The 24,607-nt window shown below is 73.9% G+C and carries 2 protein-coding genes; both read right to left on the reverse strand.

Annotated features, from left to right (window positions below; all coding sequences use genetic code 11):
• Positions 1-21 precede the first annotated feature (21 nt).
• Positions 22-13,443 carry an amino acid adenylation domain-containing protein gene (locus CP982_RS01835; RefSeq protein ID WP_150508823.1) on the reverse strand — a complete coding sequence of 4,474 codons (13,422 nt, stop codon included), beginning with the start codon at positions 13,441-13,443 and terminating at the stop codon, positions 22-24.
• Positions 13,440-24,467 carry a non-ribosomal peptide synthetase gene (locus tag CP982_RS01840; protein ID WP_150508824.1) on the reverse strand — a complete coding sequence of 3,676 codons (11,028 nt, stop codon included), beginning with the start codon at positions 24,465-24,467 and terminating at the stop codon, positions 13,440-13,442. Before CP982_RS01840 ends, CP982_RS01835 begins: the two co-directional genes overlap by 4 nt.
• Positions 24,468-24,607 lie beyond the last annotated feature (140 nt).

Genomic DNA, 24,607 nt, shown 5'->3' on the forward strand with positions numbered 1-24,607 from the left:
GTTACGCGTCGCTTCGAGAGGTCACGCGTCGCCGTCGAGGGCCTCGGCGACGGCCGGGCCGAGCGCGGCGACCCCCTCGGCCGCGAGCAGGTCGGCGTGTCGGCAGTCGACGCGGTGCTCGGCGATCGCGCCCGCCACGTACGGCTGCCAGGCCTCCCGTGCCGTGACCGCGTCGGCCGGGCGGTCCCGCGTGGCGGTGACGAAGAGGACGTCGCAGTCCACGCTGCCGGGCGTGTGGTCGCGGATCAGACGGCTGCTGTGCACGGCCGTGTCGAGGACGGCTGCCACGGTGTCCTCGTCCAGGTGGAGCCGCTGGGCCTGCTCCGCGCGCAGCAGCGCGAGGAGGTCCCGGCGTTCCGCGCCGCGCTCGGCCAGGTCGCGCACCGCGCTCCCGGCTCCCGGCAGCAGGGCGGCGAGCACTTCGTCCTCGGCCTCCGCGTCGAGGACGTCCGGGTCCTTGGCGGCGTCGTCGGCCGGATAGGAGTCGAGCAGCGCGAGGAACGCGACCTGCTCACCGTCCTTCTCCAGGAGCCGCGCCATGGCGTGCGCGACGGTGCCGCCGAGCGACCAGCCGAGCAGGTGGTAGGGGCCCTCGGGCTGCACGGCCCGGACGCGGGCGACGTAGTCCTCGGCCATCTCCTCGATGGACTCGGGCCGGGCGTCCGGCTCCGTGATGCCGCGCGCCTGCAGGCCGTACACCGGACGCTCCGCGCCCACGTGTGCGAGCAGTGCCGCGTAGTTCCAGCTCAGCCCGAGGACGGGGTGCACGCAGAAGACGGGTTCCGCGCTGCCGGTGGTGCGCAGCGGGAGAAGCACGTCGAAGGAGTTGTCGGCGGCTCCTTCGCCGAGCCGCGCGCCGATCCCGGCCGCGGTCGGGGTCTCGAACAGCGCCCGCAGCCCGAGTTCGGTGCCGAACGTCCTCCGTACCGTGCTCATCAGGCGTACGGCGAGCAGCGAGTGCCCGCCGAGCGCGAAGAAGTCGTCGTCGGGACCGACTTGCGGCACGCCGAGCGCCTCGGCGAACAGCGAGCAGAGCACCTGCTCCTGCGGCGTGCCCGCGACACGCCCCGCGCCCGTGCTTCCGGCCGGAAGCACGGGCGCGGGCAGGGCCCGCTTGTCCAGCTTCCCGTTGGGTGTCGTCGGCAGGGCGTCCAGGGCCACGAAGGCCGAGGGCACCATGTAGTCGGGCAGCAGACCCAGGGCGTGCGTGCGCAGCCCGGCCGGGTCCGTCGCGTCGTGAGCCTCCGGTACGACGTACGCCACCAGGCGCGTGTCCCCCGGTCGGTCCTCACGGACGACGACAGCCGCTTGCCGGGCGCTCTCGTGCCGCATGAGTACGGCTTCGATCTCGCCGGGTTCGATGCGGAAGCCGCGGAGCTTGACCTGGTCGTCGGCACGGCCGAGGAAGACGAGTTGTCCGTCCGACCCCCAGCGCACCAAGTCACCGGTACGGTACATGCGCTCACCGGCGGCGAAGGGGTCGGCCACGAAACGCTCCGCCGTCAGACCCGGCCGCTTCAGATAACCGCGCGCCAACGCCTCACCGGACACGTACAGTTCGCCGACGACGCCCTGCGGGACCAGCCGCAGATGCGCGTCCAGGACGTACAGGCGCGTGTTCCACACCGGACGGCCGATCGGGACCGTGCCACCCTCCACGCCGGTGCCCGTGCCGAAGGTGACCTGGATCGTCGCCTCCGTCGGACCGTACAGATTGACCGGGCGCACGCCCCACACGTCCACGGCGGACGCAGCCAGCGAGGACCGCAAGGGCTCACCGCCGGCGAACACCCGCCGCAGGGAGGTGACGTCCGCCGCTCCCGGGACCTCCAGGACGGCGGCCAGCAGGGTCGGCACGAACTGTGCGACCGTCACCTCACGCTCCCGCATCAACACGGTCAGCCGCTCCGGCTCCCTGGCCACCTCATCCGAGGCCACGACCACCGCAGCACCCGACACCAGAGGCAACCACGACTCCCACACCGCCGCGTCAAAACCCGGCGACGTCCGCGCCAGCACACGATCACCCGCACCGACACCGAACTCCGCCCGCATCCAGACCATGTGATTCACCGCAGCACCCTGCGACACCACCACACCCTTGGGACGACCCGTCGAACCCGACGTATAGATCACATACGCGCCATCCCCACCCGACACAACAGGCAGCTCGGCGGCCGCCGCGCGGCCCTCGCCAACGAGGACTCGCGTGAGGTCGGCGGGCACCAGCTCGTCCGTCTCCTCCGCTACGACGACCGCGACCGGCCCAGCCTCGCCCAGCACCCCCGCGATCCGCTCCGCAGGCAGCCCAGCATCCAACGGCAACCACGCCGCACCCGACAACGCCACACCCACCTGCGCCACCACCCACTCCACCGAGCGCGGCACCACCACACCAGGACCAGCACCACAAGCCACCAACCGCGCAGCCAAACCACCAGCCACAGCCCACAACTCCCCGTACGAGAGCGCGACTTCACCGTCCACCACAGCGATCTCATCAGGGTGTGCGACAACCCGCTCCCGCAACAGCGACACCAACGTCGCCCCCGCCGGGACCTCGGTAGTGTCCCCGGTGCCCCACGCGGTCAGCCTGTCGCGCTCTCCCTCCGCGAGCAGGTCCACGCCGCTCACGCGGGCCCCGGGGTCCGCCACCGCACCGGCGAGGAAGCGTCCGAAGGAGTCGGCGAGGAACCGCGCCGTGTCGGTGTCGAAGAGGTCGGCGGAGTACTCGAGCTCGCCTTCCAGGTCCTGCCCCAGGGTGAGGGACAGGTCGAACTTGGCGGCGGTGGCGGCCACGGGTTCGGGGCGGGCGGTGAGGCCGTCGAGTTCGGTGTGCGGCAGCTCCGTGTTCTGGAGGGTGAGCATGACCTGGAAGAGCGGGTGCCGGGCCATGGACCGTGCCGGGTTGAGGGCCTCCACGAGGCGCTCGAAGGGCAGGTCCTGGTGGGCGTACGCGCTCAGGTCGCTGTCACGGACGCGTTCCAGCAAGGTGTGGAACGTCGGGTCACCCGTGACGTCGGTGCGCAGGACCAGGGTGTTCACGAAGAAGCCCACCAGGTCGTGGGTGGCTTCGTCGGTGCGCCCGGCGACGGGCGTGCCGATCGGGATGTCGTCGCCGCAGCCGAGGGCGGTCAGCCATCCGGCGAGCGCGGCCTGGAGCACCATGAAGACGCTGGTGTGCGTCTGCCGGGCCAGGTCGGTCACGCGCTCGCGCGCCTCGGCATCGACACGCAGCGGCACGCTGCCGCCCCGGCCCGTGGACTGTGCGGGCCGCGGCCGGTCGGCCGGCAGGGCCAGCTCCTCCGGCAGGGCGGCCAGTGCCTCGGTCCAGTAGGCGAGTTGGCGGGCGGCACGGCTGTCGGGGTCGTGCTCGTCGCCGAGCAGCTCGCGCTGCCACAGCGTGTAGTCGGCGTACTGCACCGGCAGTTCGGGCCACGCGGGGCTCTCGCCCGCGCGGCGGGCCGCGTAGGCGGTGGTCAGGTCGCGGACGAGCGGGGCCGTGGACCAGCCGTCGGTGACGATGTGGTGCAGGACGAGCAGCAGGACGTGCTCGTCGTCCGCGAGCCGGAACACGGTGGCGCGCAGCGGCGGCCGCGCGGTGATGTCGAAGGTGTCCGCGGCCGCTCGGGCGACCTCCGCACGGAGCGCCTCCTCGTCGGGTACGTCCCTCAGGCCCACGTCGAGGGCGGTCGCGTCCGCCGCCAGCACGACCTGGCACGGGTCGCCGCCGGACTCGGCTCCGGACCCGCCCCCGGATTCGGGGAAGAAGGTCCGCAGGCTCTCGTGCCGGGCCACGACGTCGGCGAGCGCCCCGCGGAGCGCGTCGAGGTCGAGGGCGCCGGTCAGGCGCAGCGCCATCGGCACGTTGTAGGTGGGCGTGGGCCCGGTGAAGGCCTCCAGGAACCACAGGCGCCGCTGGGCGAAGGAGAGCGGAAGGCGCTCGGGGCGTGCGGCCGGGAGCAGGGCGGGGCGCCCGGTCTCGTGCCGCTCGTCGAGGGCGGTGGCGAGCGCGGCGACGGTGGGCGCCTCGAAGAGCGTCCGCAGCGGCATCTCCGTGCCGAAGACGGTGCGGATGCGGCTCGCCAGGCGGGTGGCGAGCAGCGAGTGGCCGCCGAGCGCGAAGAAGCTGTCGTCGATGCCGACCCCCGGCACGCCGAGGACCTCGGCGAACAGGCCGCACAGAATCTCCTCGCGGGGCGAGCGCGGGGCGCGCCCGGCCTCGGCGGGCGCGAACTCCGGCTCGGGCAGGGCCTTGCGGTTGACCTTGCCGTTGGGCATCAGGGGCAGCGCGTCGAGGGCCATGAACGCGGACGGCACCATGTAGTCGGGCAGCCTCGCGGCGAGCCGCTCGCGCAGGGCACCGACGCGGTCGGGGGTGCCGACGGCGTAGGCGACGAGCCGCTTGTCCCCCGCCTCGTCCTGATGCAGGCGTACGACGGCCTTCCCGATGCCGGGCTCGGCCTCGATGGCGGCCTCGATCTCGCCGAGTTCGATGCGGAAGCCGCGCAGCTTGACCTGGTCGTCGGCGCGGCCGAGGAAGACGAGCTGTCCGTCGGCACCCCAGCGCACCAGGTCACCGGTGCGGTACATGCGCTCACCGGTGGCGAACGGGTCGGCCACGAAGCGCTCCGACGTCAGGCCCGCGCGCTTCAGGTAGCCGCGCGCCAACCCGGTGCCGGAGACGTAGAGTTCGCCGACGACGCCCGGCGGGACGAGGCGCAGGCCCTGGTCGAGGACGTAGACGCGCTTGTTCCAGATGGGACGGCCGATGGGCGGGATCGTGGGGTCGGCGATCGGGTCGCTCATCGACGCGCAGACCGTCGCCTCGGTCGGACCGTATGAGTTGATCATGCGGCGGTCGCGGTACCAGCGCCGCACCAGGGCGGGTGAGCTGGCCTCGCCGCCGACGATCAGGGTGCCGCCCTCGGGCAGGGACCCGTCGGGCATGACGGCGAGTCCGGCGGGCGGCAGGTCGATGTGGGTGATGCCCTGCTCGGCGACGAGTGCGACCAGAGGGTCGCCCGGCATCATCCGCTCCAGCGGGGCGATGACCACGCGGGCGCCGCTGAGCAGCGCGGACCACACCTCGGAAACGTGGCTGTCGAAGCTGAGCGAGGAGAACTGCAACACGCGGCTGTCGGGCTTGGTCGCGTACCACTCCACCTTGGACCACCCGAGGCTGGGCAGGCCCGCGTGCGGCACGACGACGCCCTTGGGGCGGCCCGTGGAGCCCGAGGTGTAGATCAGGTACGCGGGGTGGTGCGCGCGCAGCGGCGCGGTCCGCTCGGTGTCGCGCAGGTCCGTGGCGACGTGCTCGGCGAGTTCCGCGCGCAGGGCGGGCTCGTCGAGGACGACCGCGGTGCGCCCGTCGAGCGGCAGCCGCCCGGCCACCTCGGACACGGTGACGACGAGCGCCGGGTCGGCGTCGTCGAGCATGTAGGCGATGCGGTCGGCCGGGTACTCGGGGTCGACGGGCAGATAGGCGGCGCCGGACTTCAGGACGGCGAGCAGGGTGACGAGCATCCGCTCGCTGCGCGGCATCGCCATGGCCACGAAGCGCTCCGGGCCCGCGCCGCGCGCCACGAGGAGCCGGGCGAGCCGGTTCACCTCGGCGTTCAGCGTCGCGTACGACAGCTCGATGCCTTCGTAGGCCACGGCCACGGAGTCCGGGGAGCGGCGTACCTGGTCCTGGAAGAGTTCGTGGACGAGCCCGTCCGGGATGTCCCGGCTCGTGTCGTTCCACTGGTGCAGGAGCAGGTCGCGCTCGGCGGGTGTGGTGAGGTCGTGGTGGGCGACGCGCTGATCGGGCGCGGTGCAGACCGCCGTCAGGAAGGCGGCGAGCCGGTCCGCGAAGGCCTGGGCCGTCTCGCGGTCGTACAGGTCGGCGGAGTAGTCGACCGAGCCTGTGAGGCCGCCGGGCGCGCCGTCGGCGAAGGTCTCCCCCACGTCCACGGAGAGGTCGAACTTGGCGCCGCCGCGCGGCAGTTGCTCGGGCGTGACGCGCAGGCCGGGGAGGTCCATGGCGGGCAGGTCGGTGTTCTGGAAGGCCAGCATCACCTGGAACAGCGGGTGGCGCCCCAGGGAGCGCGGTGGGTTCAGGACCTCCACCAGACGCTCGAACGGCACGTCCTGATGCGCGAACGCCGCCAGATCCGACTCCCGCACCCGGGCAATCAGCTCACGGAAGGTCGGGTCACCGGACACATCGGTACGCAACACCAGCGTGTTCACGAAGAAACCGACCGCATCCTCCAGCGCCTCATCCGCACGCCCCGCCACCGGCGAACCGATCGGCACATCATCACCCGCACCCAACCGCGCGAGCAGCGCCGCAAGCGCCGCCTGGAGGACCATGAAGACGCTGGCGCCGCTGTCCTGGGCGAGCCGCGTGAGGTGCGCGTGGACGTCGGCGGGGAGTGCGAAGGGCACGCTGCCGCCCCGGTCGCTGCCCACGTTGGGGCGCACGCGGTCGCCGGGCAGGGTCACTTCCTCCGGGAGGCCCGCAAGGGCGGTCTCCCAGTGGGCGATCTGGCGGGCGAGGACGCTGTCGGGGGCGCCCTCGTCGCCGAGGAGTTCCCGCTGCCACAGCGCGTAGTCCGCGTACTGCACCGGCAACGGCTCCCACGACGGAACCCGGCCCTCGGCACGGGCCGCGTACGCCACCGACACATCACGCGCCAGCGGCGCCAGCGACCAACCGTCACCCGCCACATGGTGCAGCACCAGAAGCAGGACGTGACTGTCCGCGGCGACCGGGAACAGCGTGGCCCGCAGCGGCAGCTCCGCCGCGAGGTCGAAGCCTTCCTGGACGGCGGCGTGCAGCGCGGCCGCGAGACCGTCCTCGGCGATGTCGGTGAGGGTGAGCGGTACCGTCGCTGCGGTGGTGGCACGCACCAGCTGCTCCGGTTCGCCGTCCCGCTCGGGGAAGACGGTGCGCAGGCTCTCGTGGCGCTCCATGACGTCGGCGAGCGCGGCACGCAGCGCCTCGCGGTCGAGGCGGCCCGTCAGGCGCAGCGCGAGCGCCATGTTGTACGCGCCGCTGCCCGGCTCCAGGCGGTTGAGGAACCACAGGCGGCGCTGGGCGTACGAGAGCGGGAGCCGCTCGGGCCGCGCGGCGGGGAGCAGGGCGGGGCGGGACGTCGCGGCCTGTTGCTCCAGGGCGGTGGCGAGCGCGGCCACGGTCGGCGCCTCGAAGAGCGCCCGCAGGGGCATCTCGACGCCGATGGCGGCACGGACCCGGCTGGCGAGCCGGGTGGCGAGCAGCGAGTGTCCGCCCAGGGCGAAGAAGTTGTCGTCCACGCCGACGTGCTGCTCGTCCAGGCCGAGTACGTCCGCGAACAGTGCGCGGAGCTGCTCCTCGCGCGGTGTCGTGGGCGCCCGGCCCGCTTCCGACGGAGCGAAGTCGGGTGCGGGGAGGGCCTTCCGGTTCACCTTGCCGTTGGACAGCAGGGGGAATGCGTGGAGGGCCACGAAGAGCGACGGCACCATGTACGCCGGCAGCTTCCGGGCCAGGGCCGCGCTCAACCCGGCCGACGCGTCCGTGGTGCCGATGACGTAGGCGACGAGGTGCTGCTCGCCCGCAGACGTCGAGTGCGGTGTCACGACGGCCCGGGACACACCGTCCAGGGCCTCGATGGCGGCTTCGATCTCGCCGGGTTCGATGCGGAAGCCGCGGAGCTTGACCTGATCGTCAGCACGGCCGACGAACACGAGCTGCCCGTCCGACCCCCAGCGCACCAAGTCGCCCGTGCGATACATCCGCTCACCGGCGGCGAAAGGGTCGGCCACGAAACGCTCCGCCGTCAGACCCGGCCGCTTCAGATAACCGCGCGCCAACGCCTCACCGGACACATACAGTTCACCGACGACACCCTGCGGGACCAGCCGCAGATGCGCGTCCAGGACGTACAGGCGCGTGTTCCACACCGGACGGCCGATCGGGACCGTGCCACCCTCCACGCCAGTGCCCGTGCCGAAAGTGACCTGGATCGTCGTCTCCGTCGGACCGTACAGATTGACCGGACGTACACCCCACACGTCCACGGCGGACGCAGCCAAAGACGCCCGCAAGGGCTCACCACCGGCGAACACCCGCCGCAGGGAGGTGACTTCACGTGCCTGCGGCACCTCAAGGACAGCCCCGAGCAAGGTGGGCACGAACTGCGCGACCGTCACCCCACGCTCCCGCATCAACACGATCAGCCGCTCCGGCTCCCTGGCCACCTCATCCGACGCCACGACCACCGCAGCACCCGACACCAGAGGCAACCACGACTCCCACACCGCCGCGTCAAAACCCGGCGACGTCCGCGCCAGCACACGATCACCCGCACCGACACCGAACTCCGCCCGCATCCACACCATGTGATTCACCGCAGCACCCTGCGACACCACCACACCCTTGGGACGACCCGTCGAACCCGACGTATAGATCACATACGCGCCATCCCCACCGGACACAGCGGGCAGATCCACGTGCTCGGCCTGTTCACGGTCCAGGACGAGGTGGGCGAGCCCCGACGGCACAAGGCCCGCTGTCTCCTCCAGCACGACGACCACGACGGGCTCGGCCTCGCCCAGCACTCCAGCGATCCGCTCCGCAGGCAGCCCAGCATCCAACGGCAACCACGCCGCACCCGACAACGCCACACCCACCTGCGCCACCACCCACTCCACCGAGCGCGGCACCACCACACCCACCACCACACCAGGACCAGCACCACAGCCCACCAACCGCGCAGCCAAACCACCAGCCACAGCCCACAACTCTCCGTACGAGAGCGCGACTTCACCGTCCACGACGGCGATCTCGTCAGGGTGTGCGGCAACCTGCTCCCGCAGCAGCGACACCAGCGTCGCCCCCGCCGGAACAGCCACCTCACTGCCCTGTCCGGCCGCGAGGGCGTCGTCGCGCTCGCCGTCCGTGAGGAGTTCGAAGGCGCCGAGGCGGCGGTCCGCGTGCTGTACGGCGGTCGTCAGGAACGCGGCGAGCCGGTCGGCGATGCCCTGTGCCGTCGCCCGGTCGAAGAGGTCGGTGGCGAAGTCGACGGTGCCTTCCAGACCCGCGGCGGCGCCGTTCTCGCCCTGCCGCTCCCGGAGGTTGACCATGAGGTCGAACTTCGCGGCGACAGGTGCGCCGGGTGCCTCCTCGACGCGCAGGCCGGGGAGGTCCACGACGGGCAGTTCGGTGTTCTGGAACGCCAGCATGACCTGGAACAACGGGTGGCGCCCCAGGGAGCGCGGCGGGTTCAAGACCTCCACCAGACGCTCGAACGGCACGTCCTGATGCGCGAACGCCGCCAGATCCGACTCCCGCACCCGGGCAATCAGCTCACGGAAGGTCGGGGCACCAGAGAGGTCGGTGCGCAGCACCAACGTGTTCACGAAGAAACCGACCGCATCCTCCAGCGCCTCATCCGCACGCCCCGCCACCGGCGAACCGATCGGCACATCATCACCCGCACCCAACCGCGCGAGGAGCGCCGCAAGCGCCGCCTGCACCACCATGAAGGTGCTCGCTCCGCTCGCCCGCGCGAGGTCCACCAGGCGCGCGTGCGCGTCGGCGTCCACCGTGAAGGGCACGGTCTCGGCGCGGTAGCTGGGGTGCGGGGGGCGCGGCCGGTCGGCGGGGAGCGGGAGTTCCTCGGGGAGGTCCGCCAACGCATCACGCCAGTGGGCGACTTGGCGGGCGAGGAGGCTGCCAGGGTCGCTCTCGTCGCCAAGGAGTTCCTGCTGCCACAGCGCGTAGTCCGCGTACTGCACCGGCAACGGCTCCCACCCCGGCGCCCGGCCCTCGGCACGCGCCGCGTACGCCACCGACACATCACGCGCCAGCGGCGCCAGCGACCAACCGTCACCCGCCACATGGTGCAGCACCAGAAGCAGGACGTGGCTTTCCGGACCGGTCGCGCAGAGGCGGGCGTACACGGGAAGGTCGGTGGCGAGGTCGAAGCGGTGGCGGGCGGCCTCGGCGAGGTCCGCCGCCAGGCCGTCCTCGGTGCAGTCGCGTACGTCGAAGGGCACGATCGCGCGGTCCGGGGACAGGATCACCTGACGCGGTTCGCCGTCGGTCTCGGCGAAGACGGTGCGCAGGCTCTCGTGGCGTTCGACGACGTCGGCGAGCGCGGCGCGCAGCGCCTCGCGGTCGAGGCGGCCCGTCAGGCGCAGCGCGAGGGGCATGTTGTAGGCGTCGCTTCCGGGCTCCAGGCGGTCGAGGAACCACAGGCGGCGCTGGCCGACCGAGAGCGGAAGGCGCTCGGGGCGCGGGGTCACGGCGCGCACGGCGGGGCGCGTGCCGGTGGCCGCGTGGCGTACGTGTGCGGCGAGGCCCGCGACTGTCGGGGCGTCGAAGACGGCGCGCAGCGGCAGTTCGACGTCCAGGGCGGAGCGGACGCGGGCGATCAGCCGGGTGGCGAGCAGCGAGTGGCCGCCGAGCGCGAAGAAGTCGTCGTCGGCGCCGACCGGGTCGGTGCCCAGGAGTTCAGCGAAGATGTCGCAGAGGGCTTCCTCGGTGGCGTCGGCCGGGGCCCGGCCGGTGCTCGCCGCGGTGAACTCGGGGGCGGGCAGTGCCTTGCGGTCCAGCTTGCCGCTCGGGGTCAGGGGCACGGCGTCGAGGGCGATGACGGCCGACGGGACCATGTAGTCGGGCAGTGCGGCGGCCGCGTGGGCGCGCAGCGCCGCCTCGTCCCCGGGGGCGTCTCCGTGCACGTAGGCGACGAGGAGTTCGTCGCCCGCGGCGCGCTCGTGGACGACGACGGTCGCCCAGGACACGCCGGGCGCGGTGGCGAGCACGGCCGCGATCTCGTCGAGTTCGACGCGCAGGCCACGCAGTTTGACCTGGTGGTCGGCGCGGCCTACGAAGACGAGCCGGCCGTGGCGGTCCCAGCGGACGAGATCGCCGGTGCGGTACATGCGCGCGCCGTCCGCGAACGGGCAGGCCACGAAGCGCTCGGCGGTCAGTCCCTGGCGTCGCCCGTAGCCGCGTGCGAGCTGGTCGCCCGCGAGGTACAGCTCCCCAATGACGCCGGGCGGAACGGGGCGCAGGGCGCGGTCGAGGACGTGCACCTGGGTGTTCCACACGGGGCGGCCGATCGGGACCGTACCGCCGGTCTCGTCGGGGGACGCGCGGTGGTAGGTGACGTCGACGGCGGCCTCGGTCGGGCCGTACAGGTTGTGCAGCTCGGCGCCGAGCACGTCGTGGAAGCGGGCGGCCAGGTCGGCGGGCAGGGCCTCGCCGCTGCACACCACGTGGCGCAGGCTGACGCACGCGGCGCTGGTGGGCTCGTCGACGAAGGCGTGCAGCATGGACGGCACGAAGTGGGTCATGGTGACGCCGTGGCGCTGGACGGTCGCGGCGAGGCGGGCCGGATCGCGGTGGGCGCCGGGCTCGGCCATGACGAGGACCGCGCCGGAGAGCAGCGGCAGGAAGAACTCCCACACGGACACGTCGAAGCTCGACGGCGTCTTCTGCAGGACGCGGTCGCGGTCGCTGACGCCGTACTCGGCGCGCATCCACAGGAGCCGGTTCACGATCGCGTCGTGCGGGACGGCGACGCCCTTGGGGCGGCCGGTGGAGCCCGAGGTGTAGATCATGTACGCGGCGTTGGCGGGCCGCGGGGCGGTGGCGCGCTCGGCGTCGGTCAGGTCGTGGTCGGCGTACTCCGCAACGAGGGCGCGCAAGCCGGGGTCGTCGAGCGCCAGAGGTGCGGGCGTCTCCGGCAGCTGGGCCGTCAGGTCGCTGTGGGTGAGGACGGCGACGGGGGCCGCGTCGTCGAGCATGTACGCGATGCGGTCGGCCGGGTAGTCGGGGTCGACGGGCACATAGGCCGCACCGGACTTGAGGACGGCGAGGAGGGCCACCATCAGCTCGAAGGAGCGGGGCAGGGCGAGCGCGACGGTCGTCTCGGGCCCGGCGCCCAGGCCGACGAGGTGGCGGGCCAGCTGATTGGCGCGCGCGGAGAGTTCGCGGTAGGTGAGGGTCGTGTCGCCGAAGACGAGGGCGGGGGCGTCGGGGGTGCGGGCGGCCTGCTCCTCGATGAGGGACGGCAGGGTGGCGGCGGGGACCTCACGCGCGGTGTCGTTGACGTCGGCGAGGACGCGGCGGTCCGCCGGTGTGGCGATGTCGTGGCGGGCGAGCGGCAGGTCCGGCGCGGCGCACACCGCGCCCAGGAAGGCGGTGAGCCGGTCCGCGAACGCCTGGACCGTCTCGCGGTCGTACAGGTCGGCGGAGTAGTCGACACAGCCCGTGATGCCGCCGGGCGCGCCCGCGGTGAGGCTCTCCCCCACCTCGATGTGCAGGTCGAACTTGGCGCCCGTGCGCGGGAGGTGCTCGGGGGCGACGCGCAGGCCCGGCAGGTCCACGACGGGCAGCTCGGTGTTCTGGAAGGCCAGCATGACCTGGAAGAGGGGGTGGCGCCCCCGCGACCGTGCCGGGTTCAGGGCCTCGACCAGGCGCTCGAACGGCACGTCCTGGTGCGCGAACGCGGCCAGGTCCGACGCGCGGACGCGGCCGAGCAGTTCGCGGAAGGTGGGGTCGCCGGAGACGTCGGTGCGCAGCACCAGCGTGTTCACGAAGAAGCCGACCGCGTCTTCGAGGGCTTCTTCCGTGCGGCCCGCCACGGGGGAGCCGATCGGCACGTCCTCGCCCGCGCCGAGCCGGGCGAGGAGCGCGGCCAGGGCCGCCTGCACCACCATGAAGACGCTCGCCCCGCACTCGTGCGCGAGTCCGGCGAGGCGCGCGTGGACGGCGGCGTCCACGGCGAAGGGGACGCTGCCGGAGCGTTCGCTGCTCACGGCGGGGCGCGTCCGGTCGCCCGGCAGGCCCACCTCGTCCGGCAGTTCGGCGAGGGCGCCGCGCCAGTAGGCGGTCTGACGTGCCATCAGGCTGTCGGGGTCGCTGTCGTCGCCGAGGAGTTCCTGCTGCCACAGCGCGTAGTCCGCGTACTGCACCGGCAACGGCTCCCACCCCGGCGCCCGGCCCTCGGCACGGGCCGCGTACGCCACCGACACATCACGCGCCAGCGGCGCCAGCGACCAACCGTCACCCGCCACATGGTGCAGCACCAGAAGCAGGACGTGACTGTCCGCGGCGACGGAGAACAGCTCCACGCGCAGCGGCAGGTCGGTGGCCAGGTCGAAGCGGTGACCGGCCGCGGCGGTCAGCTCCGCGGCCAACTCGGCTTCAGCGCAGGTCCGTTCGACGATGTCGAGGCGCACCTTGTCCATGCGCAGGATGCGCTGGCGCGGTTCGCCGTCGCGTTCGGGGAAGACGGTGCGCAGGCTCTCGTGGCGTTCGACGACGTCGGTGAGCGCGGCACGCAGCGCCTCGCGGTCGAGGCGGCCCGTCAGGCGCAGCGCGAGGGGCATGTTGTAGAGCGCCGTGCCGTCCTGGAGGCGGTTGAGGAACCAGAGGCGGCGCTGGGCGTACGAGAGCGGGATCATTCGTCCTCCTCGGGACGGCGCATGCGGCGCAGGACGGGACGGCTCGGGCGGCCCTGCTCCGTGGTGGTGCTTGCTGCGGTGGCGGCGGCCTGCGCGAGGCGGGCCACCGTGGGGTGTTCGAACAGGGCGCCGAGCGGCAGGTCCACGCCGAGGGCGGCGCGGATGCGGCTGATCACGCGGGTGGCGAGCAGGGAGTGGCCGCCGAGGACGAAGAAGTCGTCGTCGACGCCGACCCGCTCCAGGCCGAGGACCTCGGCGACGATGCCCGCCAGGGTCTCCTCGCGGTGGTCGCGCGGCGCGCGGTAGGCGGTGTGCTCGTCCGCGCGGACGTCGGGCGCGGGCAGCGCGGACCGGTCGAGCTTGCCGCTCGGGGTGAGCGGCAGCGCGTCCAGGGTGATCAGGTGCGCGGGCACCATGTAGGCGGGCAGGGCGCGTCCGGCGTGCTCGCGCAGCGCGCCGGCGAGTCCGGCGTCCGGGGTGCCTTCGGGGATCACGTACGCGACCAGGCGCAGGTCTCCTGCGGGGCCCTCGGCGGCGGTGGCGACGCAGTGGGCCACGGCGGGGTGCCCGGCAAGGACGGACTCGACCTCGCCGAGTTCGATACGGAAGCCGCGGATCTTCACCTGCTGGTCGGAGCGGCCGAGGTAGTCGAGCCGGCCGTCGCCGGTCCAGCGCACCAGGTCGCCGGTGCGGTACAGGCGCGTGCCGGGCGTGAACGGGCTCGCCACGAAGCGTTCCGCGGTCAGTGCGGGGCGGCGCAGATAGCCGCGGGCGAGTCCGGCGCCCGCGAGGTACAGCTCGCCCGCGACGCCCGGCGGCACCGGCCGAAGGCGCGCGTCGAGGACGTAGACCTGGGTGTTGCGGACGGGCCGCCCGATCAGCGGGCTCCGGGCGCCTCCGATCAACGGGCTCCTGTCACCGTCCGCGTCGGTGTCGGCGTCGCCGTCCGCGTCGGCCTCGGCGTGCCAGGCCGTGGCGTAGACGGTGGCCTCGGTCGGCCCGTAGATGTTGGCGATCCGGCAGCCGGGGACGGCGGCGCGGATGTCGGCCATGGCCTGCGCGGAGAGCGCCTCGCCCGCCAGGACGACGGTGTCGGCGGTGACCTTGCCCGGGGCTCCGCTCAGCACTCCGGCGAAGGCCGAGGGCACGCCGCTGATCAACGTGCCGTCCCAGTGCGGCAGTTCGCCGAGGGCCAGCAGGTCGCGGACGATCTCGACGCGGCCGCCGCAGGCCAGCGGCCCGAACAGCTCGAAGACGGAGACGTCGAAGTTGAGGGACGTGGCGCACAGCGTCCGCGCGAGCCGCTCGGGACCGAACTCCTCGACGGCCCACAGCGCGAGGTTCACGGCGTTGGCGTGCGGCACCACGACGCCCTTGGGCGTGCCGGTCGAGCCTGAGGTGTAGATGGCGTACGCGGGGTGGCCCGCGCGCAGCGGGGCGCGGCGTTCGGCGTCGGTGAGCGGGGTCGCGGGATGCGCGGCGACGGCGGCGGCCGTTTCGGGGTCGTCGAGGACCAGGCGCGGCACCTCGGCCGTGGCGGGCCCGGTGTCCGCCGTGGTGAGGAGGAGTGCCGGGCGGGCGTCGCCCAGGATGTGGGCGATCCGTTCGGCGGGGTAGGCCGGGTCGACCGGGACGTACGCGGCGCCCGCCTTGAGCACGGCGAGCACGGCGACGAGGGTCTCGACGGTGCGGGGCAGCGCGAGGGCGACGAAGTCCTCGGGGCCCGCGCCCCGTGCGACGAGGTGGCGCGCGAGCCGGTTGGCCCGCTCGTCGAGTTCCCGGTAGGTCAGGGTGACGCCTGCCGCGAGGACCGCTTCGGCGTCCGGGGTGCGGCCCGCCTGCGCCTCCACGAGGGCGTGCAGCGTGGTGGGCGGGTTCGCGCGCGCGGTGTCGTTCCAGCCCTCGACGATCAGGGCGTGCTGTTCGGGCGCGAGCACCGGGGCCGCGCTGACAGGGCGGTCCGGGGTGGCCGCGCACGCCTCCAGGAGGCGTGCGAAGGAGGCGACCAGGCCTTCGACGGTGGCGGCGTCGAACAGGTCCGTGGCGTACTCCACTTCGCCTTCGATGCCGAGTGCGACGCCGTCGCCGTCGTACCGCTCGGTGAGGCTGAAGGCGAGGTCGAACTTGGCGGAGGCGACGCCGGCCCGCTCGACGGTCGCGTCGAGCCCGGCCATGCCGATGTCGGCGGCCGTGGTGTTCTGGAACGTCAGCATGGTCTGGAACAGCGGGTGGCGTGCCATGGACCGGGCCGGGTTGAGCTGCTCCACCAGGTGCTCGAACGGGACGTCCTGGTGCGCGAACGCCGCCAGGTCGGCAGCGCGGACCCGGCCCAGGAGTTCGCGGAAGGTCGGCTCGCCCGACACGTCGGTGCGCAGCACGAGGGTGTTCACGAAGAAGCCGACGAGGTCGTCGAGCGCGACGTCGGTGCGCCCGGCCACGGAGGTGCCGAGCACGATGTCGGTGCCCGCGCCCCACCGCGACAGGAGTGCGGCGAGCCCGGCCTGTACGGCCATGAAGGGGCTGGCGCCGCCGTCGCGGGCGAGCCGCGCCAGGGCGGCGTGGGTGTCGGGTCCGAGCCGCACGGGCACGGTCGCGCCCCGGTGGCTGGCGGTGCGCGGGCGCGGGCGGTCGTAGGGCAGCTGGAGTTCGTCGGGGGCTCCGGCCAGTTCCGCGCGCCAGAACGCGGTCTGGCGGGCCGCCGGGCTCTTGGGGTCCGCCTCGTCGCCGAGCAGCTCGCGCTGCCACAGGGTGTAGTCGGCGTACTGCACGGGCAGGGGCTGCCAGGCAGGGGAGCCGCCCTGGGCGCGGGCCGCGTAGGCGAGGGAGATGTCCCGGGCGAGCGGGCTCATGGACCAGCCGTCGGCGGCGATGTGGTGCACGACGAGCAGCAGGACGTGCTCGTCGGCGCCGACGCTGAACAGGTGCGCTCGCAGCGGGAGTTCGTCCGTGAGGTCGAACTTGCGGGCGATGGCGGCGGCCAGCTCGTCGTCCAGCCGGTCGGGCGGGCAGTCGCGGACCTCCGGCTCGACGGGAGCGGCGGGGCGCACCAGCTGGTGCGGTTCGCCGTCGGTCTCCGGGAAGACGGTGCGCAGGCTCTCGTGCCGCGCCACGACGTCGGCGAGGGCCGCCGTGAGCGCCGCGCGGTCGAGGGCGCCGCGCACGCGCACGGCGAGCGGCATGTGGTAGGCGGAGGAGCCGTCCTCAAGACGGTTGAGGAACCAAAGGCGCCGCTGGGCGTACGACAGGGGTACGGCCGCGGGCCGGTCCGTGGCGGCGAGCCGCGGCCTCGCCTCCCCCGCCGTGCCGTCGATCCGGGCCGCGAGTCCGGCCACGGTGGGCTGTTCGAACAGGTCCTTGATCTGCACCTCGGTGCCGAGTTCGGCGCGGATGCGGCTGGTGAGCCGGGTGGCGAGCAGGGAGTGCCCGCCGAGGTCGAGGAAGCTGTCGTCGATGCCGACCCGCGCCACGCCGAGCACGTCGGCGAAGAGCGCGCACAGCGCGGCCTCCCGCTCGGTGCGGGGCGCGCGGCTGCTCGCGGAGGCCTCGAAGCCGGGGCGGGGCAGCGCCTTGCGGTCGAGCTTGCCGCTGGGCGTCAGCGGCCAGCTGTCGAGGGTGAGGAACGCCGAGGGCACCATGTGGGCGGGCAGTTCGGCGGCGAGGTGGGCGCGCAGCGCTTCGGTGTCCAGGGAGGCGCCTGCGGGCAGCGCGTACGCCACGAGCCTGCCGTCCACGACGGCCGCGGCGGCCTGGCCGACCGTCGGGTGGGCGCTCAGCGCGGCCTCGATCTCGCCGAGTTCGACGCGCTGGCCGCGGATCTTGACCTGGTGGTCGGAGCGTCCGGCGTAGCGCACGCTGCCCTCGGCGTCCCAGGAGCCGAGGTCGCCGGTGCGGTACATGCGGGTGCCGGGCGGGCCGTAGGGGTCGGCCACGAAGCGTTCGGCGGTCAGGCCGCGCCGGTCGAGGTAGCCGCGGGCGAGCTGGACGCCCGCCAGGTACAGCTCGCCGGTGACGCCCGGGGGCACCGGGCGCAGGGCCGCGTCCAGGACCCGGATCCGGGTGTTCCACACGGGGCGGCCGATGGGCACGGTGCGCGGCACGTCCTGCCGCGGGCAGGTCCAGTGGGTGACGTCGACGGCGGCCTCGGTAGGCCCGTACAGGTTGTGCAGCGGGGCGTCGCAGATCCGCTGGAAGTCCTCGACGAGGTCGGCGGGCAGGGCCTCGCCGCTGCTGAAGACACGGCGAAGACCCGCGCAGTCCCGGGCGGCGGGCTCGTCGGTGAAGGCACGCAGCATCGACGGCACGAAGTGGGCGGTGGTGACGCCGGTGTCCTGGATCAGTCGGGCGAGGAGCGCGGGTTCACGGTGCGCTCCGGGCGGCGCGACGACGATCGCGGCCCCGCTGATCAGCGGCCAGAAGAACTCCCACACCGACACGTCGAAGCTCGACGGGGTCTTCTGGAGCACCCGGTCGGTGGCGTCGAGGCCGTACTGGTGCTGCATCCACAGCAGGCGGTTGACGATCGCGGCGTGCTCCACGACCACGCCCTTGGGGCGGCCGGTGGAACCGGAGGTGTAGATGACGTACGCGGGGGTGCGGCCGGTGGGCCGCTCCGTGCCCGGGTCGGTGGCCGGGCAGGACCGCAGGCGCGCCTGGGTGTCGTCGCTGTCCAGGGCGAGGGCCGGGACGCCGTCGGGCAGGCGGGGTGCGAGCGCGGTGGTCGTCAGGACAAGGTCGGGCGCGGCGTCGGTGAGGATCTGCTCGGTGCGCGAGGCGGGGTGGTCCGGGTCGAGCGGCACGTAGGCGGCGCCGGTCTTGACGACGGCGAGCAGCGCGAGGACGAGTTCGGGCGAGCGCTCCAGGGCGATGCCGACCTTGGTCTCCGGGCGTGCTCCGCGCTCGCGCAGGTGGTGGGCCAGCCGGTTGGCGCGCGCGTTGAGTTCGGCGTACGTCCAGGTGGTGCCGGAGTGGTGGAGGGCGGCCGCGCCGGGGGTGCGGGCGGCCTGCTCCTCCACGAGGGCGGGCAGGGTGGTGTCGGGCACCGGGTGCGCGGTCGCGTTCCACTCGGTCAGGACCTGGGCGCGCTCCTCGGGGGCGAGCAGGTCGAGGCGGGCGAGCGGGGTGTCGAGGTCCGCGGCGAGGGCGTCGAGGAGCCGGTGCAGGCGAAGGCCGATGCGTTCGGTCTCCGCGCGGCCGAGCACGTCGGGGCGGTGGTCGAGGGCGATGCGCAGCGGCCCGCCGTCGTGGTGGCCGGGCAGCACGACGAGGCGCAGCGGGTAGTGCGCGCCGTCGCGGACGGTGACGCCGGTGACGCCGATCCCGCCGTCGGGCAGCCGCAGCGCCGCCATGTCCACCGGGTAGTTCTCGAAGACCAGGCAGGTGTCGAAGAGGGCGCCGAGGCCGGTCGCGGCGTGCAGGTCCGTGAGGGCGACGTGGTGGTGCGGGGTGAGCGCCGACTGCTCGGCCTGCACCGCGCCGAACAGTTCCGCGGCGGTGGCGCCGGGTGCCGGGCGCACCCGGACCGGCACGGTGTTGATGAGCAGGCCCACGACGTCCTCGGCGCCCGGCAGATCGGCGGGGCGGCCGGAGACGGTGGCGCCGAAGACCACGTCGTCGCGTCCGGTGAGCGCGCCGAGCAGGATGCCCCAGGCTCCCTGCACCAGGGTGTTCAGGGTCAGGCCGCGGCCGCGCGCGGCGGTCAGGAGGAGCTGGGTGAGCTCGGCGGAGACGTCGACGGAGACCCGCTCGGGGCGCCGCGGCGGGGCGGCGCCCGCGGGGGCGGCGAGGAGGGTGGGTTCGTCGACCCCGGCGAGCGCGTCCGTCCAGGCGCGCAGCGTCTCGTCGTGGTCCTGGCGGGTGATCCAGGCGAGGTGGTCGCGGAAGGGCCGCACGGCGGGCAGCGTGCGGGCGCCCTGGGTGTACAGCGTGAACAGCTCGCCCATCAGGAGCGCCGTGGACCAGCCGTCGAGGACCACGTGGTGGTTCATGAGGACGAGGACGTGCCGGTCGGCGGCGAGCCGCAGCAGGCCGAAGCGGACGAGGCACGGCGTGGAGACGTCGAAGCGCCCGGCCCGGTCCTCGGCGAGGATCTCGTCGAGCCGGTCGCGCCGCGCCGCCGGGTCCAGGCCGCTGAGGTCGGTCTCCCGCCAGTCCAGGGGCACGTCGCGGGCCACGACCTGGGTCCAGGCGCCGTCGCCGCCGCGCTGCCGGAACGCGCTGCGCAGCGCCGGGTGGCGGCGCACCAGTTCGTGGGCGGCGGCGCGCAGCGCCCCGGCGGCGGCCGGGTCGAGCTCACCGGTGAGTTCGAAGGCGAACTGCGCGGTGTACACGTCGGCGGCCGCCGTGTCGTACAGCGCGTGGAACAGGAGCCCTTCCTGGAAGGGCGTGACGGGCAGGATGTCCTCGACGCCGCCGTAGGCGGGGGTGAACTCCGCCTCCAGGGCGTCGATGTCGGTCTGCGTCAGGGCGATGAGGTCCAGGTCGGACGGCGTGTGCCCGCCCGCACCGGGGGTCTGCGCATGGCGTACGAGGGTTCCCAGGGCCCGCTGCCAGGTGTCCGCGAGCGCGGCGATCTCCCGCTCGTCGAAGAGGTCCGCGGGCCAGCGCCAGACCACGCTCAGCTCGTCGCCGTCGCCCGTCTCCTGGGCGATGACCTCGATCTCCAGGGCGTGTGCGAGCGGCATCCGCGGGTCGGCGCCGCCGTGGAGCCCGTCGGTGTCGAGGGTCCAGGCGAGGTCGCCGGCGTCGTCGGTGCCGAGGCCGGACGTACGGCCGAGGTAGTTGAAGCCGATCTGCGGGTGCGGCCGCGCGCCGAGCACGGCGGCGGTGTCGGCGTTGAGGTAGCGCAGCAGGCCGTACCCCAGGCCGTGGTGGGGCAGGGCGCGCAGGTGCTCCTTGACGGACTTGATGAGGTCGCCGGTGGCCGCGCCCCCGGTCCACACGCCCGCGAGGTCGCCGGGCGCGTCGAGGCGGACCGGGTACAGGGAGGTGAACCAGCCGACGGTGCCGGTCAGGTCGGCCCCGAAGGACTCCGTCTCGCGGCCGTGCCCCTCGACGTCGACGCGGACCGGCTCGGTGGCGCGGCCGGTGGCGCGCCGCCAGTCGGTGACGGCGAGCGCGAGGCCCGCGAGGAGCACGTCGGTGGCGCCCGCGTGGAAGGCGGCGGGCACGGAGGTGAGCAGCGGGCCCGTCAGCTCGGCGGGCAGAGTGCGGGTCAGGCGGGCCTCGGTGGCCACGGTGTCGCGGGCCCGGTCCAGGGGGCGGCGGCCGAGCGGCTGCTCGTCCGTGCCGAGGATGTCCTGCCACAGGGCGAGTCCGGCGGTGTGCTCCGGTGCGTGTGCGAGGCGTACGGCCTGCTCGGCCCACTCCTTGAGCGGGGTGGTCAGCGGGCCGTGGTCCGGGGCCTCGCCCCGCGCCTCGGCCTCGTAGGCGGCGGCGAGTTCGGGCACCAGGATGCGCCAGGAGACGCCGTCGACGCTCAGGTGGTGCACGACGAGCACGAGGCGGCCCGGCTCGTCCAGGCCGCGGTCGCACCACACCGCTTCGACGAGTGCGCCGTCTCGGGGCGCGAGGCGGCGCGCGGCCTGCTCGCGCTGTTCGTCGACGAACGCGCGCAAGGCGTCGCCGTCCAGGTGCGCGGCGTCGACGCGCGTGACGCACTCCTTGGCGGACACCGTGCCGCGCGGGGTGACGGCCAGCTGCCAGGCGCCGTCCTCGACGGTGAGCCGCAGGCGCAGCCCGTCGTGCCGGTCGAGCAGATGCTGCACGGCGCGGACGAGGGCCTGCTCGTCGAGGCCCGCCGGGACGCCGAGGACGGTCGACTGGTGGAACGCGTCGAGGGGGCCGCCGCGTTCGCGCAGCCACTCGACGATGGGCGTGGCGGGCACGGGGCCGGTGCCCGCGTCCGGGTCGCGCTCGGTGGGGGCCGCCTCTTCGGTCCCGCAGACGAGGGCGAGGGCGGCGACGGTGCGGTGCGTGAAGACGTCGCGCGGCGTGAACACCAGGCCCGCGCGGCGCGCCCTGCTGGCGAGCTGGATCGCCATGATGCTGTCGCCGCCGAGCTCGAAGAAGCCTTCGTCGGCGCCGACGGACGCGACGCCGAGCACGTCCGCGTACAGCGCGCACAGCGCCGTCTCGACCGGGGTCGCCGGGGCGCGTCCGGTCTCGGCGGCGGCCGTGAGGACGGGCTCGGGCAGCGCCTTGCGGTCGACCTTGCCGTTGTTGGTCAGCGGCAGCGCGTCCAGGGTGACGAACGCGGCGGGCACCATGTACGAGGGTAGGTCGCGGGCGGCGTGCGCGCGCAGGTCCTCGATGTCGAGGCAGTCCCCGGCCTCCTCGGCGACCAGGTAGGCGACGATGCGCTTGTCGCCGCGCGGGCCGGTGCGGACGTCCACGGCGACGTGCGCGACGCGCGGGTGCGCGGCGAGCGCGGCCTCGATCTCGCCCGGTTCGATGCGAAAGCCCCGGATCTTCACCTGGTCGTCGGCGCGTCCGACGAACTCCAGGTCGCCGTCGGCGTTCCAGCGGACCAGGTCGCCGACGCGGTACATGCGCGAGCCGTCGGCGGCGAAGGGGTCGGCGACGAAGCGCTCGGCGGTCGGGCCTGCCTGCCGGACGTAGCCGCGCGCGAGGCCGATGCCACCGGCGTACAGCTCGCCGACGCTGCCCGGCGGCACCGGCCGCAGGCCCTCGTCGAGGACGTAAGCGCGCATGCCCTGGAGAGGGCGGCCGATGGGCATGAGGTCGGGCACGCCGGCCTGCGGGGGCAACCGGTGGTACGTGACGAAGGTGGTGGCCTCGGTCGGTCCGTAGCCGTCGACAACGGTGACGTCCGGGCAGGCCTCGCGCACCCGGCGCACGGTCGCCGCGGGCACGACGTCGCCGCCCGCCCACAGCTCGGTGAGTCCCTTGAGGCAGCCGGGGTCCTCCTCGGCGACGAGCCGGAGCAGCCCGGCCGTCAGCCACAGCGAGGTGACGCGGTGCCGGGCGAGGGTGGCGCCCAGGGTGGGGAGGTCCAGTTCGCCGGGCGGCGCGACGACGACTTCGCCGCCGCCGAGGAGCGGCACCCACAGCTCGTACGTCGCGGCGTCGAAGGCCGCGGGCGAGTGGAAGAGCACCCGCTGCTGCGCGCCGCCGCGCCAGACGCTGTCCAGGGCGAGCCCGAGGACGTCCTCGTGCGTGACGGCGACGCCCTTCGCGGCGCCGGTCGAGCCCGAGGTGTACATCACGTACGCCAGTTGGGCGGGGCGGCAGACGACGTCGGGGTCGCCGCCGGGCTGCCCGGCCCGGCTGGCGGGGTCGTCGACGGCGACGGCGGGCACACCGAGCGCGCGGGCCCGCTCCAGGGTCGTGCGGTCGCACAGCACCAGGGGCGCGCCGGTGTCCCGCGTCATGGCGCGCAGTCGCTGGTCGGGGTGGCGGAGGTCGAAGGGGACGTAGGCGCCGCCCGCCTTGACGACGGCGAGCAGGGAGACGACGAGGTCGACGGTGCGCTCCTGGAGCACGACGACGGGGGTCTCGTCGCGTACGCCGAGCGCGATGAGCCGATGCGCCAGCTGGTTGGCGCGCTCGTCGAGGGCGCGGTAGGTCAGGCGCTCGCCGCCGCCGGTCACGGCGGTCGCGTCGGGGGTGCGACGGACCTGTGCGGTGAAGCGCTCGGTGAGGGTGGTGGCCGTCGGGTCCTCGCGGTGCGGGGTGCTGACGCCGCCGGTCAGGACGTGGCGGCGCTCGGCCGGTGTGAGCAGTTCGGTGCGGCCGACCGTGGCGCCGGGGTCCGCGGCGGCCGCGCACAGGAAGGAGAGCAGGCGCTGCTGGTGTCCGGTGGCCTCGGCGGCCGTGTACGAGGCGGCGTTGGCCTCGACTTCGAGGATGATGCCGTCGCCGCCGTGGTCCTGGAGGACGAACGAGAGGTCCTCGGCGGGCCCGGCGAGATAGGTCTGGGCGCCGACGGCGTCGCCGAAGCGCAGTCCGCCGCTGAACGGCAGGATGTTGACCTGCGTCGCGAACAGGGCGTCGGTGGTGCCGAGGTCGGCGCGCATCTCCTGGATGAGGTAGCGCTGGTGGCGCAGCGCGCGCTTGGTCTCGGCGGACGCCTGCCGTACGAGGTCGGTCCAGGTGGCGCCGGGGTCGACGGCGAGGCGCAGCGGTACGACGTTGGAGACCATGCCGGGCGTGGCGCGCAGGGCGGCGTTGGTGCGCGCGGTCACGGGCAGGCCGAGCACCACGTCCCGCTCCCCCGTCATCCGGTGCAGATATCCGGCGGTGGCGGCGATGACCAGGGCGGGCAGGGCGCTGCGGGCCGTGCGCGCGGCCTGCCGCACGGTGTCCGCGGCCGCGGTGCCGATGCGTCCGACGCGGCGCGTCGCGCTGCCCGCGGGGGCGACGGGGCGGCCGGACAGGGCGCTGGGCGCGGGCAGGTCACGCAGCCGCTCCGCCCAGTAGGCGCGGTCGTCGTCGTAGGCCGCCGATGTGCGGTAGTCCGCGTCCTGGGCGAGGAGTTCGGGCAGCGTCCCGAAGGTGCGCTCCTTCGGCTCCTCCGCTCGGGCGAGGGCCGTGTAGATCTCGGCCGCGCGGCCGCTGATGAGGGCGCCGGAGTAGCCGTCGGTGACGAGGTGGTTCCCCTGGAGGTAGAGCAGGTGCCACTCCGGGGAGAGGCGGAGCACGGCGACCGTGAACAGCGGCCCCGCCACCAGGTCGACCGCGCGCTCCACGGACTCGCGCATCCACCGCTCGGCGGCCTCGCGCGGCAGCAGTTCGCCGCTGAGGTCGACGTAGGGCAGCTCCCAGTCGTCGGGGCGCTCGCGCCTGATCTGTACGGCGGTGGCGCCGCTCTCCTGGAACCGGACGCCGAGCGCCTCGGTCTCCGCGATCGCCTGCCGTGCGGCCCGCAGCAGCAACGTGGGCGTCAACGGCCCGCGGATATCCGTGTATTGGGCGACGTTGTACGCGCTGCTCACCGAATCCAGTTGCTGCGCGAGCCACACGCCGCGCTGCGCGCGTGAAAGCGGCGAACGGTCCAGGCCAGACATGACTAGCTCCCCCGTAATTCCCTTGGAGCCCGCTCGTACCGGCACGGGCCCAATTGCTGTGCAGACGCGGCAATGCGTACGCCCTATAGAGAGGGCGCATGAAAGCTCAACTCATCATTGAACAATTGATTAAGTTACGG

The organism is Streptomyces spectabilis, assembly GCF_008704795.1.
Classification (GTDB): Bacteria; Actinomycetota; Actinomycetes; order Streptomycetales; family Streptomycetaceae; genus Streptomyces; species Streptomyces spectabilis.